Genomic DNA, 18,056 nt, shown 5'->3' with positions numbered 1-18,056 from the left:
CGGTCCTCACTGCGGTGGTCGGTCAGGTCGTCGGCAGGAGTCAGCCGCTCGGCGGGAGCGGAGGCAGGGGAGGGGTCCAGAGCGCGGCGAAGAAGGGCCCGTCATCCGTCGTGCAGAGCAGAATCGGGACGCCGCGCAGTGGACCGAAGTAGTCGATCCTTTCTCCGCCGTCCACCGTCCGTCTGACGACTGCCAGCCGGATTCCTAGTTCATCCGCCACCAGCGTGGCGACCACCGAGCGGACTGCTTCGGACGAGTCCGCTCGTCGGCTCAGCAGCAGCCGGAACGTGTCCCCTCGGTCGAGCCCGGCCTCGGCCACGGTGAGAGAGCCTCCCATGAGGACCGCCTGCGTCCGTTGAATCGTGGGCAGTCGCACTCCGATGGCATCCAGTTCCCTCAACGACAGCTTGGTACGGGGATCCAGCAGCGGGATGTCGGCGGGCACGTCGGCCGCGGTGATGTGGGTGCTCACCCAGTGGCGCAGCGCCGTCGAGGCGTCGGCGGCCAGTCCACTGCGGCTCATGGCGGAGGCGAGGGCGGAGCCACTGTCGAAGAGCTGAGGCGCGTTCTCCCGCAGGGCGTACGTCAGCGCCTCCGTGAAGCGGTCCCCGGAGCCTGCTACTTCGGTGAGCCGGTGCGGGAGCGTGTCGGGAGCGGGCGGCGCGGGCACCGCCGAGTCCGCGGCGGCCGGAGCGGCCGGCCGGGGTGAGGCGGGGAAGTCGCGCGGATCGGTCACCTCGATCGTCGTACGCCGCTCTGTCCCCGGATCGCCGGGAAGTCCTGTCACGGATTTCGCCTCGATCAGGAACTGTTCCACCGTGACCTTGGGGCGGTCCGTCAGAAGTGGCTCCGCCGAACCGAGGTGACTTGACAGCGTCTCCCTCATCCGGTCCCGGACGGCCTTGCGGACGGCTTCGGCCTGTTCCCGTCCCAGCAGTTCCGGTCGCCGTCCCATCAATGACGGACGCCGTTGCCGGCGGTCCTGTCCGGTGATGGTCAACCCCGGCATGGGAAGGCCCTGTCCGGCGTTCCATATGCCCACTCTGGCCATGGTGTCGGCCAGAGACCGCACCTTGAACATCTGCTCGCGCTCCACCGTGCGGTCACCGGCGGCGAAGCTCACGGTCTCCTGGCGGGGGAGCTTGTGGCCGTGCAGCACCACGAGCGTCAGCGGATTGGCCTCGGCCGATGACTCGCTGGACAGCAGCTGGGCATTGAGGTCGTGGAAGGACTCGCCGGGACGTTTGCCGGCCATCCGCAGGTACCACTGATCCGAACCGTCCAGCAGGGGGGACGCCTTGCGTACCCGGTACGCGGCCCGGATCAAGGCCTGCTCCTCCTCCGCCCGCGCCGCTGCGAGCCCCGGCGTTCCCTGCGCAAGCCCGAAGCAATTCTCCGCGGCACGCTGGGCAGCCACCAGCGCCGTCGCCAGAGCCAGCCGGGCTTCGACGGTCGCTGCCTCCGGGCTGGTGCGGTCCTGCGGTGCGTACTCCTCGAGCTGTTGACGCAACGCGGCCTCGGTGGCAAGGAGTTGCTCCATCGAGCAGGCGGTGAGGTTGCGCCGCACCGTTCTGCGGATGGCCTCGCGGGTGAGATTGACCCTTGAGTGGTTCTCCAGAGTGATCTGGGATCGGCCGTCCTCGCTCGCGAGCACCACGGCAGCGAAGTGGTAACCGTAGTAACTTCCCCTGTCGTCGGCAGGCTTGGCGTAGTTGCGGGCGAGACTTGGATTCCCCTCTTCATCGACCGCATTGATCGACTGCACCACGTAGGACTCTCCGACATCCGCCCACGCCCACTCGTTGAAGCCGCTCTGGTGAGCCGCGTGTGACAGTCGGTCCCGGCGGGAGTTGTCCGGCTCTGTCAGGCTCAGCGCACTGCCGTAGGCCTCACCGGGCAGCGGTCCGTCGACACCGCCGATCGCCCGGTCGTCCTCGCGGATGCGGTGTGCGGCCCATGCCGGCCCGATGTCGTCGAGCGGCCGCGTGCCGTCGGCGATCTCGGCCAGCGCCTGAGCCAGCTGGTGGGTGCCGGTCTCCTCCCACCCGGAGGAGGCGTTCGCCCGACTTATGGCGGTCAGCTTTCGGTCGGGCGAGCGGAAGACGACATGGGACAGCGGGTAGCCGCCGGCCACCATCTGGCAGAAGTCGCGGCACACCTCTTCCTCCGAACGGCCCGACCGGGTGAGGAAGACGGGCGTCACTTGATACAGCGTCATATCCGTGCCGTCCGGGGCACGCAGGACGATCGACATGTCGAAGTCCTGTGCCAGGGAGACGCCTCTGCCCGCCGCCCGCAGTTTGACGACCGCCGCCTTGAAGGCCTTTTCGGTCGCGTAGACCTGCTGGCTCAGCTGCCTGTGGTCGACGGCGAGGCTCAGATCCTCCGACACCTGGAGCTCCGGGTGGTCGGCGCCGAACACCTCGGCGATGCCCTGTGTCGGCAGTGTCAGCCCGTACGCCCTTGCGTTGTCGGCGGGGCCGTAAGGGAAGAATCTCAGCTTCATGTTCGTCAGCCGCGAAAACAGCGGGCCCGGGGACCCCAGGGAGAGAAACGTGTAGTCCCTGGTCAACAGTGGGCGCGCGATCCGGTCCTGGGAGGGGGGCGTAGGCGCGGGGGAGGCTGGCTGAAGGTTGAACGGCGGCTCGTCGTCGCTGTATTCGTAGGCGTGGGTGTCCTCGAAGTCCTCACTGTCCTCGGCGTACTGGTCGTACAGGTCGTACAGCTCTGTCGCATCCTGCTCCGGGTCCAGTGCGCCGAAGGCGGCCTCCTCGACCGGGGGCGAGTGCGGCCCGGCGTCCTCGTCGTCCGACGTGTCGGGGGACTCCTCCGGGGCCTGCAGGAAGGCCGATAGCGCGGCTCCCGGCACGCGACGCGGACGGGGCGGCGCGTCACGGTCGTCGTCGCCCGCCGTCGCGGGCAGACCAGTGGATTCCAGCAGGTCCCGAGTGAGGGGGCCATGGGGCTGGGAGGGGTCGGCCAGCCGGGCGTTCTCCCGCGCGGCGAGGGAGCGGATCAGTTCCAGGTGGCGGGGATCCAGGTCGATGTCGGGCCCGAAGACGTGGCGCAGGGCGCGTATCCAGCGCAGCGCCCTGGTACGGGGCTGGTCGGCGGCCGGGTCGAGTCCGGATTCGGCGAGCAGGGCGTCGAGTTCGGAGCCGGTCGGCTCGGGTCGGTGCTTGACCCACAACCGGCGCGCCGCGTCGGGTCCGTCGACAGTGAACAGCCGGGCGGGACGGTCGCCGTCCGGTTCGAGCGCGCCGATGCGTCCGGTACTCGCCCAGGTGATCCTTCGCGTCTCGTTGGCGGTCTCCTGCGCGGGCGAGATGCCGGTCAGGAAGTCGTCGGTCCCCTCCGGCAGGGCCGCTCCTTCGCACATCACCATGACCACCGGCACGGCGGGCGCGAGGCGGCTGAGGCTGGGGCGTCGCCGCAGGAGCGGGCCGACGCCGCGTACCGACGCGGTGCTGCCGTCCTGGAGCGGCACTTCGACTCCGGAGCGGCTGCCGTGCGAGAACCAGTGGTAGGCCTCACCCGCGAACGGGAGCCGCTCCAGCTCGCCTTCGGCGCCGGTGACGGGGTCCACCGAGACGAAGTGCTGCACGCCGGAGAGATGCGGGAAGGTGTGCTGACGGCGGGCCATGTCCGCGTCGGTGTGCGCGGAACGGCCGACATGGCCGTTGCCGCCCGGGCCCGTGACCGGCTGGGTACGGATCTGGTCGACGGGCACCCTGCGCCCGTCCCGGGTCAGCAGTACGTCGGCATCGGACTGCATGTGGACCACCGGGCTCGGGCCAGTCGTCGGTCCGGCCGTGCCGGACTGCAGCGTCAGCGTGGGCGACTGCACCCCGGTGGGCTCCGGCGCCTGTGGTGCCGGGTCTTGTGGTGCCGGGTCTTGTGGTGCCGGGTCCTGTGGTGCCGGGTCCTGTGGTGCCGGGTCCTGTGGTGCCGGATCCTGCGGCGCCGGATCCTGCGGTGCCTCGTCCTGAGGCTGGGCTGGAGTGGTCTGCTCCGCCGCACGCGCCAGTACGGTCAGATAGGTGCCGCCCCGCTCGTAGAGCATCACCTCGGTCAGGTCGTCCGGTCCGGTGGCGGCCGGACGGCTGTCGAAGCTTCCGTCCTCGTGCACCAGGGTGACGCGCACACCGAGCGCTCCGGCGGCCAACTGGGCCGCCAGCGCGGCGGTGGCCGGATCCCAGCGGCGGCCCGAGCGCAGCTGGGACCGGATGAGCGCCGCGGTCTGCTGCTCGTCGAGCGCTGTGCCCGGCGGCAGCGTTCCGCCGTTCCCGTGCAGTGTGCCGAGGGTCGCGGCGGACAGTCCGGCGTCTGTCACGCCGGGATCGCCGGCCCGGAAGACGGCCCCCGGATCCAGCCGCGCGTTCGACGGCAGCGCCGAAGCGGCGACCGCCGTGGCGATGGCGTCCGCGGCTCGCGGGCGGGGCCGTCCCGGGGCGGCCGGACCGGCGGGCAGCGCGGCGGCGAGCGCGGTGTAGAAGCGGTTTCCGTCGCCCCGCGCCTCGACGAGGTCGTACACCGCCCCGTCGGGACCCGTGAGGCGGAGATGGTCCGAAGCCGCGTCGAACCGCGGTGTGTTCTGCGCGTCGGAGGGCGGCTGCCACGGGGGTGTGGCGTGCGCGGGGCGTACAGGCCCCGCCGGGGTCGCGGCCGGACGTGCCGAGGCGTTCGCGGCGCCGCCGCGGACGAGACCGCGTACCGCGGCCTGGAAGTGCCGGTCGGCCAGATACAGCACGACGGGCGGCGCCCCGGTGTCGGTCGCGGGCAGGAAGGTCTGGAATCGCCCCGCGTCATCAACGACCGTCACCGGCACCCCGAATGTGCGGGCGGCCAGCGCGGGCAGCAGGTCCGCCGCACCGTGGTCCCAGCCTGTGTCGTCCGCCGCTGCTCCCGGCCGCAGCAGCTGGGCGGTCGCCAGGTCCAGCCGGGAGTCCGCGGACAGGTCGGTGGAGTGCGGGACGACACCGATGGCGTCGAATTCGCGCCGCTCGGGAGTGCCATCCGCCAAGTCGACCGACGCCTGGGCGAGTTCAGCTGGGGAGAACGTGTCCCGCTCGTCGGGCGCGACGGAGTCCAGCAGATCGGCGTTGGCCGGGTCACGCAGCCGCCCGGCGAACAGGGTCCGCAGGGCGGACGGAGGCCCGGCGAGGGCGGTTGCCGCGCCTGGGCTGTCATGGCGCAGCCCTTCGGCGAGCGCGTGGAAGAACGACTCGCCGTCCTCCGGCACGTCCAGCAGGGAATGGCGCTCCCCGGTCGGGGAGGTCAGCGTCGTGATCCCGTTCTCGCCCGTCTCCTTCTTGTACGTGGGTGCCTCTGGGGCGGCCTGGGGATCGGTGAACGTGACCTCGGGGGGCTCGGCCAGGTCCCCGAGCGTGGCGCGGCCTTCGGCTGTCGCACGGAGCACGTGCCAGCGGGTGAGCCGGTCGGCGGCGGACCGCACCTCGTGATACCGACCCGCGAGCTGTTCCGCCGTGGCCAGCAGCGAGGCGAGCTCCTGCTGGTGGCCCTCGTACACCGTCTGCGCCCGGTGCAGCTCGCCGGCTGCGGCGTCCAGTTGCGTGCGGGCCGTGTCGCGCCGCGCGACGGCGTCGGCGCGCCGCTGTGCGGTCTGTTCACGGGCCGCCGCGACGATACGGTCGGCCTCGTCGTCCAACTGGCCTGCCCGCGTCCCGTCGCGGTCGAACCGGTCCCTGGCCTCGTCGAGGCCCGCGAGAGCCTCCAGCGCGGCGGGCCCGGTGTCCGGGTCGGGCCCGGCCGCGACACCCTCCCGTGCCTCCGCGTCGATCCGCTCCGCCTCCGCCTCCGCCTGGCGCAGCGCGGTCTGTGCCTGCTCACGCAAGGTGGTCGCCCGGCTCCGCAGTGCCTCGGCCGTGGTGCTCGCGGCGACGAGTGGTTCGTGCGCGGTGTCGTACTCGGCCCGGGCCAGCTCGTGTTCGGTTTCTGCGGTCTCGAACTGCCCCTGTGCCGCGGTGAATTCGGCATACGGGGTCGTACCGGCCTCCCGGCGGGCCAGCCAGTACGCCTTGTCCGCTTCGACCCACGCCTTTGACACGGCCCTGACGGCGTCCCAGGCCTTGCCCGCACGCTCGGGGAAGACCGCGTCGTCGATCAGGCCGAGTTCCCGTGCGACGTCCTCGGCCACCCAGGCGAGAACTGCCGCATCGGTCTCGTACGCCTGCTGACCGGCATTCCCGAAGTGGGCCGGCGCCAGCGCCTGAAAGGGCGAGATCAGGGCGCGGCCGATCCGGCCGTCCTTGAAGTGGCGGTGCACGGAGGCCACGGTCAGCCAGCTCGCCGGAACGGAGAACAGGAAGGCCCGGCCCTTGACTTCGAGCTTCGTGTTCTCGCTGCTCGCCAGACCGCCGGGCAGGGTGTCGGACCCGGCGGCGTTCGGCCCGGGCACAGTGGGGCCCGGGGCGGCGGTGCCCGCCCGCCCGGCGGGTACCACGGTCACCTCGCCGACCGAGATGCTTGCGGACTCCGAGCCGCTCACCGACTGCGCGCCCTCGGTGGTGCCCCGCCGGGAGTGCTCCATCTTCACGCCGTCGGCCACGGTCAGCAGTTGGGCCCGGTCCAGATGCGGTTTGCAGTACACGGTGAGTTGCCCGTCGGCGCCGCCGACCACGCTGTCCTCGATGAGGCCGGGCACCGCGTGCCCACCGCGCCCCAGAGCCTTGCCGGCGAAGGAGCTCAGCACCGTGCCGGTGGTGCCCTCCTCCAGGTTGTGCGCGGAGCCGGTGCCGATCCGGGTGAGCGGGGTGTCTCCCCTCCACTTGGGGGCGGTCTGTGCGGTGTCGGTGTCCCGGAAACGGATGTTGTACGCCTTGGCAAGGGCCCGTTGGGCAGCATCCCTCACCTGCGCCGAGCCGCTCACATCTCGGATGACGAAACCGTCTTCCGGCAGGACGAACGGCTTGACGCTTCCGTCCGGATGCCTGACCGACCGCCAGTTGGCGTCACCCGTGAAGGCCGGCAGCGGCGCCGGGCGCACCGGACCCGGCGCAGGCGGAGTGAGGGGGGTGTCCAGCAGGGTCGGGGCGCCCTGGGCGGGCAGGGTCAGGCTCAGTGAGGTGTGGGTGCGCAACTCACCCACACCGTCCTCCTCCACCACCCGCTGCTTGCCCCGGAAGGCCGCCGCGATCGGCCCGCGCGAACGGCCCCCGGCCGGCGCGGGCGCGTTGCCGTCCGGCTCGTCGTCCCGGGCGCCCTCGACCTCCAGAGTCAGCCGCAGCCGGTAAGGCGTGACATGCTCGGCGTACGGATCGGTCAGCTTCACGCTCCATGCTTCACGGGCCGCCTCGCTGCGGTTCGCCGACCTCGTCACGAGGCTGGATCCCGTTTCGCTGTACGTGGGGCCGACCAGAGGTGCGGCCGGATTTCCGGTCTGGCCGAACTGGCTCGTCATCAAGCCGAGTTGGGGCCCACGCGTCCGGCTGATGCCGGAGCTCTTCGACTCGGTCGCGGACAGACTGTCCTTGAACTCGGCACTGTGGTCGATGCCGACGAACCGGCTTTCCCCCGGCAGGAGTTCTGCCCGAACCCGCACCTGGCGGCCGCCCACCCGCACGACGTCCCAGCCCCACCGGCCGATCCGGGTGGGTACTGACGCACCGGCGCCGGACATCTCCCCGCGCAACGCCCGCACGACCCGGCCGGAAACCAGCCTGCGTACGGTGTCACGGTCGGAATCCCTGGCGAACAGCCGGCTCAGCTGCCGGTCGAAGTCGGCCAGCACGGCCGCGGTGTTGAGGGCGTTGACCGGATAGCTGCCGAAACGGCCGGTGGGCAGCCAGCCCTGGGGCGTCCAGATGTGGTTCGCGTAGCGTGGGACCGGCCCGAAACCGTCCTGGATCAGGCCGAGTTCGAGGGCGCTCTTCTCCGGCAGATGACCGATCCAGCCGCCGGGCACCAGCACCTTCCGTCCGGCCGCCCCGCCCAGAGCTCGGGGCACCAGGGGCGAGTTGGTGGCGGACATCGTGCCCAGCGCGGTCGAGGCGGCCGCGACCTCGTGGTCGGCGTTGCCGCTCACCAGCACCTGGTGGCCGCTGTCGGAGCGGATCACATCGGCGGACGCGGACAGGGTGAGCGTCTCACTGATCGCCCTGTTGTACGTCCACGGCATGAACGTCGGGCCGATACCGAAGACGCCGCCGTTCCCAACGGCATGGGTGTTGACCGCGACGAACGAGCCGCCGAACGAGAACGTCAGCGACTTGGTGTTCTTCCCCGCCGTCTGGGTCCCGCCGGTCAGGGTGTGCCCGACCGCGATCGGTGCGGGGCCCGCCAGTATCTGCAGGCCGCGCAGCACCATCCGATGAGCCAGCACACCGCTGCGGTTGAGGTAGGGGCCCGGCGCCCACAACCCGCTCACCCGATAGCCCGAAGGGCCCATGCTCTGATCCGAGTTGGCCGTCAGATAGGGGGACTGGAAGACGGTCAGCGCCGCATCATGCCCCGGCGCGCCCTGCTGGGTCTGATGCCAGGAGCCGCCCGAGGCCCGCTTCAGCACCGCTTCCGCCGCCGCGATCAGTTCGGGCCGGCCCAGCACGATCAGGGTCTGGAAGGGATGGTTCTCGTACGGGGCCGCAATCCGCCCGGCGACGGCCCGCATCTGCGCGGGTGAGCCCGTCGCCAACTGGAATGCGTCCGAGTCGTGCATCGGCCGGTCGCGGACCGTACCGGTCAGATCGCGGTACGGGTGATCCGCGTCCGGGAGGTCCGGGTCGGCCTCGGAAGAGTGCTCGGCCGGCACACTCAACAGCACCCGGCCGGTGAGCGCCCCGCCCGCCCCCGCACCTGTCGGCCCGCCGATCAGGGGCCGGTGCCCCTCGCGGAAGACGAAGGCCTGCGTGCCCAGCAGCCCCGCCGATATCGCGCCGCGCAGCAGCGCGGGCAGCCGCCAGTATCCGCCCCGGCCGGCTGTGACGGACAGCTGGTAGCTGAAGAGATGGGGTGGTGTGGTGCTGTCCGTCTCGATGTCCCTGGCCACCGAGGGGCCGAAGGCGCTGCTCTCGTCCCGCTGCCCGCCCCCGGTGCCTCCCAGCGTGAGTGTCCCGGCGTGCTTCGAGACGCCGATCTCGTTGGTCTTGGTCCCGCGCAGCGTGATCAGCGCCTGGATGCCGCCCTCCGCGCTGTGCGAGACACCGAGCTCGCTGTCCAGTTTCTCCCCGCCCGCCGCACTGAACTCGATCTTCCGGCTGATGTCGGTGCCTTCGTACCGGCGTCCCGTCAGTTCCCCGTCGAGCCAGATGTAACGGTAGCCGCGGTGCAGCCGTCCATGCTCGCGCAGATCGATGCGCAGCCCGGTCGTGGTCAACGCCTCCAGGTTCTCCGCCATGCTGGTCTGAGCCAGCGTCCTGGACACCTCCAGGGCGTTGGACAGGGCCAGCTGGAAGTGGTCGGCGTTGCGCCAGCGCGGGTTCGCCGGGTCCAGCTCGGAGAACGGGGCGACCAGATCGGGGTAGGCGCGGGAGGCCTCGGTCAGCACGCGATCCGTGAAGTGGTCGAGGAGTGTGCTGCTGTCCGGACCGTCGGGTCCGTCATGGGTGAACTGCCCGTCGGAGAACGTGAACAGCTCAACCCGGCCGACCCCCAGCGTGGGCGGCCGGTCCACGGTGAGATAGGGCGGCGGAAACGGGGCGGGAAGCCCGCCGCGGGAGCGCATCGCCGTGCCGTCGTCCCAGCCCGCGAGCCGCCGGGCCTCGGAGCCCGGGATCCGCTCCAGACTCCACGTGGTGAACTCCTGTGCGCCGTACTGCGGCTTGTCCCCGTTCTGCTGAGCAGGAGCGCCACGGTCCCGCCCGGTCCGCTGGACCCGGATGGTCTTCTGCACCAGATACAGGCCGGTGGCGGCCTTGTCTCCCGTCACGCCCGTCGCCTGTACGGAGCCGGAACCACCGGTGGCGGAGCTGCGGGAGCTGGTGTGCCCGAACCGCCCCGTAATACCGATCAGCAGCCGCAGATTGAGGCGCGCGTCGTTCAGGCCCATCCACTGCAGCAACGGCCCCACGGTCGGGGAGATCTCCTGCGTGTTGCTCTTCGTCAGCGAGCGGCTGTCGGCCTGGGTGAGCTGGGCCTGGCTCCGCAGGGCGTGCACGACGGAGTCGGTCAGCAGCAGTGCGCGCTGCGAGGTGGCGCGTACGGTGAACACACCGAGCGGGCGGGCGTTCTTGCCGTCGCCGTACAGTGCCGGTGTGGTGATCCGGCCCGTGGCCATGAGGGGCGCCACCCGCTGGAAGTTGCGGGCGGAGAAGAATGCGTCGAGTTCGCCGTAGGCGCTGCTGCCCGGCTTGGCCCCGATCTGTCCGGCGGCCCAGTCCCTGATGTGCGCGACCGGTCCGTAGTTCTCGGTGCCGACCAGCCGAAGATCGGGCTGGCTGCGGAACTCCAGTGTGCGGGGGATCCGCCCGGGTTTGTTCTCCGCGGTCGCTGCGTCCGGCAGCCGGAGCGCCAGCCCGGACCGGACAGCGAAACCGGTCAGCCGGGGCCGGCCGTTCGCTGAACCATCAGGCGTGAGCGGGATGCCGTCCGCGTCGGTGACGCTGAAGTCGTAGTACATATCGTCGAGATGGACATGGGACGCCCCGGACACCTTGCTCTCCACCTGGGCCGTCACCTGAGAGGTGAGCGTGTATCCGAGTGAGCGTCCCTGCCCGAACCGCAGACCCAGGCGGGCGAAGACATGCGCCGGCTTGGTCACCGGGAACAGCGGCACCATCGGATTGAACATGCGGGAGGTATTGACCTTCGGCGTCTGACCCGTGGTCAACGCCGTCTGCCACACCTTGCCCAGAGCGGTCGGGCCGCCTTCGCCCACGTCGGAGAACTTCTCCCACTGCCCGTACGGCCGCAGCCGGAGCTTGAGCACCCGGGGATGTCCCTTGGTGTCCGTGTACGGGAAGTCGCGTCCGTCTCCGACCAGGCCGTCGAGATCGTCGCTCAGCGCGGTGGCTACGTCGGCGAGCAGACCGGTGCCCGAGGGGGACTTGCCACCCGGCGCTTTGGGGCCCAGCGCGGGCGCCTCGTCGAGCTTCCGCGCGATCTCGCTCAGCGCAAGATCGGTCCCGCGCAGCGTGAAGTCCTTGAGACCGAACCCCGTGGAACGCGATGCCACATCGTCGGCCAGATTCGGGATCAGGCTGTGTACGGAGTCGCCGAGCGCGGGCATGCGGCTCTTGTCGGAGTAGTGGACCGTGCGCGGCCGCAGGGCGGGTGGGGGCAGTTCGCCGTCGATGCGGGGCGGCCGACGCAGCTCCAGTTGCCGTTCGATCGGCTTCTTCGATGCCTCGGACGACTGGAGGAAGCTGGAGAGGGCGCTGCCCAGGGCCGGATGGGGACCGGCGGAACTGTCGGCGCTGCCGGGAGCCGCCGTCCGCGGCGAGGCGGTGACGGGGGCGGAGAGAAGCGAGGAGGTTTCGGGCAGCCCCGCCAGCCGCCCCAGCAGCGTACGGACCTGGGCGTCGATGCCCGAGGAGTGCGGTGCTGCGCCGTCCTGGCCCGCGTACCAATGCTGGATCGTCTGCTCCAGCAGTGCCAGGGTCAGCGGGCCGTGCGGCCGGTCCGGATCGGCGAGGCGTTCGTTCTCCAGCGAGGCCAGGGCTTGTACGAGTGCACCGTAGTGCGGGCTCGAACCGACGTCGGGTCCGAAGGCGTGGCGCAGTACGCGATCCCACCTCAGCGCCCGGGTGCGCAGCTCGGTGGCGGAGGGATCGAGCCCCGATTCCGCGAGCAGCGCGTCGAGTTCGGCGGGCGCAGGCTCGGGGCGGAATCTGAGCCAGCGCTCACGGGGGCTCGCCAGGTCGTCGACCTTGAAGAGCCGCGCGGGCCGGTCTCCGGTCGGCCCGAACAGACCGAAGCGCGCCGTGCCTGTCCAGGTGTCACGCCCGGTGCTGTTCGCCGCGTCCTGGGCAGGAGAGATGTCTGTCAGGAAGTCGTCGGAGTCGGCCGGGAGTTCGGCACCCTCGCAGACCAGCATCACGACGGGAACGTGCGGTTCGAGCCTGGAGAGGCTGGGGCGGCGTCGCAGCAGCGGTCCTACGCCGCGGACCTCCTCGATCCGGCCGTCGTTCATGGGCAGTTGCACCCCGTGCCGACTGCCGTGGGAGGCCCAGAAATAGGCCTCGCCCCCGAACGGCAGCGGCTGGAGCGCGCTTTCGGTGCCGGTGGCCGGATCGAAGTCGACGAACTGCGTCACCGCCGGGAGGTGGGGGAACGACTGGTCCCGGTGTGCCATGTCGGCCTCGGTGTGTGCGGCACGGCCGATCCCGTCCGTACCGTCCTTGCCGACGATCGTGCGGGTGCTGACCTGGTCCACGGGCAGCTGCCTGCCGTCGGTGGTGAGCAGGAATCCGCTGTCCTGTGCGGTCGGTGGGCGGTTGACCGGGGCCGGGGTGCCGCCCCCGAACTCCGCCGTTTCGGCCGCGGTCGCGTCCGAATCGGCCGACCCCTGCGTGAGGTCCGACCACAACGGTGTGCCGCCGGGCAACCCGCCGGGATTGCCCCTCGGGCCGTTCGCCTCCGCCACCGGACCCAGATTCTCGTGGCCACCACCGTCGTCGAACCGCAGCAGCCGTACGGCGCCGTCGGCATCGGCCAACAGCAGGTCCACCGGAGCGCCCAGGCTTTCCGCCAGCTCCGAGACGGTTTCGACCGGATCGCTGCTGAACGACCGGGCAGCGGCCCGCAGCACGAACCGGACCGAACCCATCGGTTCCCCCTGCACGGCGGGGAGCAGCGCCATGCCCAGCTCATCGGCGTCGCGCACGGGAACGTTTGCAGTCAGCTCCGAGACCAGGAACACCAGCGGCTTGATGCCGTCGGACGGCGGATCGTAGGCAAGCGCCTCCCATGCGGGCTCCACACCCGGCGATACGGAGCTCGATCGGTCGGATGCCGCATCCGGCCCGGACTCGTTGGCCGGTGGCGGCTGCGTGAGGGAGCGCAGGACGTCGATGTCCAGCGGCCGCCCCAGGGCGGACGCCTGGATGGCGGCATCGGCGAGCGCGCCGATGTCGGCGTGGCTCACGTCGTCCGTGGAGTCGAGACCGAACACCTCCCGGGTGTACTCGATGATCGCCAGGGGGGTGGTGCGGTGCGGGAACCGTGCCCCGGCCGGCCCGCTCAGCGACCGGGTCGCCGCCAACCGCGCCGCGTCCTGCTCATCGGAGCCGGGCAGTTCGGAGCCGAACAGTGCCCGGGCCGTCCGTACCGTGTCCGTCACCTGCAGGCGACGCTCGTCCGGGAGACCGCCGGTCAATCCCAGGACCGCGGCCAGTTGGTCCACCTGATCGGTGTCCGGCGGTCCCTCGGGCTGGTTGAACCCGTCCCACCTGGCCCACTGGACATGCCGGTCGAACCGCGCCATGCCTTCCTTGAGACCCCCGACGATCTCCTCCACTGTGAACCCGCCGAGGAACAGCGAGCGCGAGTCCATCAGCACCGCCGGCCGGAATCCCTGCTCCAGCAGGAACTTCTGCATGAGCAGATGGACATTGACCCGGCTGTTGGCATCCGTGAACGGCTGAAGGATCTGCAGGGCCCGGGTCACCCGGGCGATGGCCCGGAGCTTCTCATCGGTGCCGGCCGCGACCGCCACCTCGTCGTAATAGCGGTCCATCGCGGCCTGCACCACCTCACGTGCCTCTCCGGGGGTGTAGTCGATGGAGACCTGGCCGCCGTGCTGTCCGTGGTGGAAGACCACCAGTGGTTTCGGCATCCCGGGCTGCCGTGGCTCGTCGACGGCGAACAGCAGCCGCCGGCCGAGCAGCAGATCGTCCTTGATGTCAGGCGCGACGCGGTCGGCACCGGTGCCGCGCATCGTGGTCCTCCCGCCCTCATGGCCCGACCATGTGGTCACCGTGTTCTGCCCGGCCTCGGGTACGAGATACCGGGTGGCCATGTTGTGCAGTTCCTCGTACGCGTCGGCGTCGATGCGCGACCAGTCCCGTCCGATTCTCCCGCCGTCGAGGACTTCCCGGTATGCCGCGGTCATGCTCTGCCGGTAGCCGGGGTACGTCCCGACGTCCAGATGGCCGCCCACGTCCTCGGGGGTTCTCCGGAAGGCATCGGCATGCACATTGGGGTCGATGAACAGACGCCACCACGAGCCCTCCGGCAGCAGTCGCGACAGCCGTGGGGCCGCGGAGCCCGGCGTGGCCCCCGATCCGGCGTCCGCGTAGAACTCCCGGACCCGCTCGTCCGGAAACCGCCCGTCGACCGCGACGTGCTCCCGCAACTCCTGTTCCGACAGCGGTGACAGCCGGGCGTAGCGACCCCAGTTGTCGTCGTAGTCGAAGCCCAGATCGCGGCGGTCCGGATGAGCATTCACGTTGGCCCACAACTCGGCGGCCGCAAGGAGTTCATGGAGTGTGTGATGACGGTTGGACAGCATCGTTCCGACGGCCGCCAGCCGCATCCACCGCAGGTCCAGGCCCGCGTCCCATCGCTCATTGGCCGCCTCGGCGGCGTCGAGCAGGTTGTAGGCGGTACCGGAGGTGCCGGTCAGGACCAGGCCCCCGGTGCGCTGGGCGGCCGCGTGCGGGGAGTCCTCCAGAGTGAGCGGTCGGGTGTCCCCGGCCACCGGCCGGGGCGGACGGTGATCGATGCCGGACTGCTCCTCGCCCGGCTTCCAGGTGGCACCGTCCGAGGAGAACGCCCGCTCGGCGGTACTGAGCGGCGGACGCAGCTCGTGCGGGGCGCGCCGGGAAAACGGACCGTCGGACGGATCGCCGCGCCAGCGGCGCTCTTCTGTGATCGCCGCCGGTTGGGAGACCGCTCTACCCAGCAGCATGCCGAAGACGTTGTATCGCAGCGCGTTCCACAGCAGAGTCGACTGCTCACGGAAGTTGCCGTGGTGGGCGACCTGTTCCAGCAGCTGGGGATCGGTGCCGACTGCACCGGGCACGACGTTCTGGTAGGTGCCCAGCCCGCCCCGCAGCGCCGGGGGCGTCTTCTCCCAGAGGATGCGGGCGAACTTTGCGACCTGCTCGACGACCTTCGGATGCTCCGAGAGGTAGTCGCCGAGCCTGCGCTCGTACGCCTCGGCTTCGTGCTGATAACGCAGCCGTTCGAGGTCGGCGGGGCGCACGGGGGTGGCGGCTGCGACGGTCTGCGGGACCACCGGAGCGGGATCGTGCGGCTGCCGCTGGTGGGTGTTCTCGTGCGGAGCGGACTCGGAGACTGTTGAATCCGAATCCCTCCCCTTGCCCTGCGACGGCGGATGAGCGGGGAACCGGTCGGTGGGCGGGAGCAGGGATGCGGGGTCGGCGGAGGAGGTGACGACGGGGGCCGGGGCCGGGGCGGACCGCGGGTGGTCGCGTAGCACCGGTCCGGAGTCGGTGACGTCCTCGATGGTCTGGACGTAGTCGAGCGGCACGGCCGGGCCGGGCAGGGTGTCCAGGTCGGCCATGATCCCGACCGGGTGGACCTGCCCGCCGGCGATACGGCGGAACAGCGAGGAGCCGTCCTGCATCCGGTCCTTCAGCCCGGTGTAGTGCATCAGCTCATGCAGCGCGGTCGCGTCGTTGCGCCGCCGGCGCCGGTCGTACTCGGACGGGGCGAGGTCCGGGTCGTCGGAGAACATCCGGAAGTGGAACTGGTCCGAGTCGGCCGGCTTGTCCGTCGCGCTCAGCTCAATCGCCTCTGGATGATCCGGCGCATGGACGAGGTTCACGTCGATGTGGAGCTGGTCACCGGAGCGTGGCAGCACCAGTCCGTGGTTCAAGTGCTCATCGAGCAGCCCCCGCATGTGATGCTCGAACTGCGGAAGTCGATCGGCGTGGAATCCGTCGCCGAACCGCACCGGCAGTTCCAGGGTCAGGTTCCGCACCCAGCGGCCGTCGTCCGCCTCAATGCGGCGAATCCAGGTACGGATCACCGTGTCGTGCCCCGCCAGAGTCTGGGACGTACGGTCCGGTCCCAGCGGATCGGCCGCCGGGTCGTACCGCTCGGTCCACAGGGGCGACGCGGGCGCGTCGAGCCGCCGGGGTCTCCACTGTTCTGGGCGTACGGGATCGGGCACCGGGTCGACCATCGCCGGCTGCGTCTGCTTGTCGGGGGCGGGCTGCTGGACGCTCTCCGGCCCCGATTCCGTGCGCGGCCGGATGGGGTCTGCGGAGGTGTGGGCGGGAGTAGTGGCAGGCCCAACGCGCCGGTCGGGTGTGTGGGTCTCGATGTCCCGCGGAGTCTCGTCTGGCAGCTCCTCCGGAACCGGCTGTCCCGCCGACGGCCCGTCAGGCGGCGAGGTGGACGAGCCGGCGGGAGTGGAGGAGGAGGGAGTGGAGGCGGGAGCGGAGGCGGGCAGGGACGTGCCGGGCGTGCTCGTGCCGCCCGCGGGCGACGCGGAGTTCAGCGGTGTCGTGGTGGGTGGCAGCGAGAGGTTCTCGGGAGAGTGGGACGGCTCATCGCCCTCCGTCGAACTCGGGGCCGTGGAGGTGTCCGGCATGGTGACCGGGCTCGGTGTCGGACTCGGACCGGGGCTGATAGGACGAGTTGAGCTCGGAGTCGGGCTCGTGATCGGCGGCGTGGTCTGGGCCGCCGGACCGGGGCTCGGCGTCTGGCTGCCGATCGGCGTCGGAAGCGTGCTGCCCGCCGGAGGCGGATGGACGCCTGTCGGTGTGACCGCGCCCGGAAAGAGCGGAGCAGAACCCCCGCGCTCCCCGCCGGTGGCCGAACCCTCAGTGGCGGATCCCGCCGACCCGGCCGAACCGGACGGAGGAATCGACCGGTTCGCCGACGGAGACAGTGGCGGGTTGCCGACCGGGTCCGGATGCGCCGCGGAGCCCGCCGCTCCGTTCGTCGAATCGACGTCGGCGCCCGGCAGCGGCCCCGGCGCGGGCAAGTGGCTGTCCGGCAGCGGATGCAAGGCCTGTGGGGCTGCCGCACCGAAGCCGTGGCCCACGGCGTTCCGCGGCGGCAGGGGTGTGGGTGGTGGGGGAGGCGTCGCCACGCTGTTCGGCCCGGAGTTGGCGTAGTCGATACCGCCGCTCACCAGGTCGTTCGCGGGCAGCGGCAAGGGGGTCGCGTTGCCCGAGCCCTTCGGGCCACGGCCCCCGCCACCACCCGAATCGGGCAGCTCGTTGTACTCGCTGAAGTTCTGAGGTCCGAAGAACTTGTTGTGCAGGAACAACCCGCCGGCGCCGACGCCGCCCATGACGACGAACTCGGAGATCGCGCTGAGCCCGGCGCCGAGGAAGGTGTCCCACTTCCACTCCCACTTCCCCTCGAAGGCGCCGTTGACGATGAACTCGGCTCCGGTCTCGCCGATGCCTTCGGACAGGAACTCCTGCCCCATCTGGCTGCCGCCCCACGCCCACTTGTTGTCGCCGAAGTCGTTGAAGTAATTCTTGAAGAATTTGTCGAACGCGCCCGACAGGCCGCCGATGAAGAAGCCGGCCAGCGCACCGGCCGCGGCGGACTTACCGATGTCACCCCAGTCGATCCCGTCCGGCCGGCGGTTGCCCGTGTTGAGCGACAGCATCGCCAGCCGCACCGCGAAGGTCGTGAACGCCTCCTGCAGCGCCTCACTGAAGGCAGGCAGCAGATTGGTGCTCCTGAGCAGCCGGTCCAGAATCAGCAGCAGGGTGAAGCGAGTCCTGGATTTGGCCAGCGCCGCCTCCCCGAACGAGAGGCCACCGGTGAAGAAGGCCATCGCCGCGATGAAGGCCAGCTCTATCAACAGCTGGATGATCTCGGCGATGATCTCCCACTTGGACTCCATGATCTTTCTGGACTGCTCGACCTGTCCCTCGGACAGGGCATCGAGCTGCTTGATGAACTCCTCGAAGTGGTCAACCCCGTTGGTGCCGGTGAGCGTCGACATCGCCTGGACATACTGTTCCGCGACCTGCGGTGGCAGAGCTCCCTGAACGCTGGACACGGAGTCCGTGATCCTGTCGCGCAGGTCCATGAGCCGGTCCGCGAAGTCCAGGAACGGAACGCTGCTTCCGTACGCCAGGTCCGAGTTGGCCTGCAACGGCCGGTCGCCCAGGAGGACGAACAGCATGTCCCTGACTTCGTCACTGAACTCGATGTCGTTCGGCACG

Annotated in this window: 1 protein-coding gene; it reads right to left on the bottom strand. The window is 70.7% G+C overall.

Annotated elements, in window-relative coordinates:
• Nucleotides 1–40: 40 nt before the first annotated feature.
• Nucleotides 41–18,055 carry a hypothetical protein gene (locus OG729_RS03290; RefSeq protein ID WP_405804152.1) on the bottom strand — a complete coding sequence of 6,005 codons (18,015 nt, stop codon included), beginning with the start codon at nucleotides 18,053–18,055 and terminating at the stop codon, nucleotides 41–43.
• Nucleotide 18,056 lies beyond the last annotated feature (1 nt).

Origin of the sequence: Streptomyces sp. NBC_00210, assembly GCF_045160975.1 — a bacterium.
Classification (GTDB): domain Bacteria; phylum Actinomycetota; class Actinomycetes; order Streptomycetales; family Streptomycetaceae; genus Streptomyces.
Note: the sequence above shows the minus strand (reverse complement) of the source record. Positions and strands in the feature narration are given on the sequence as shown.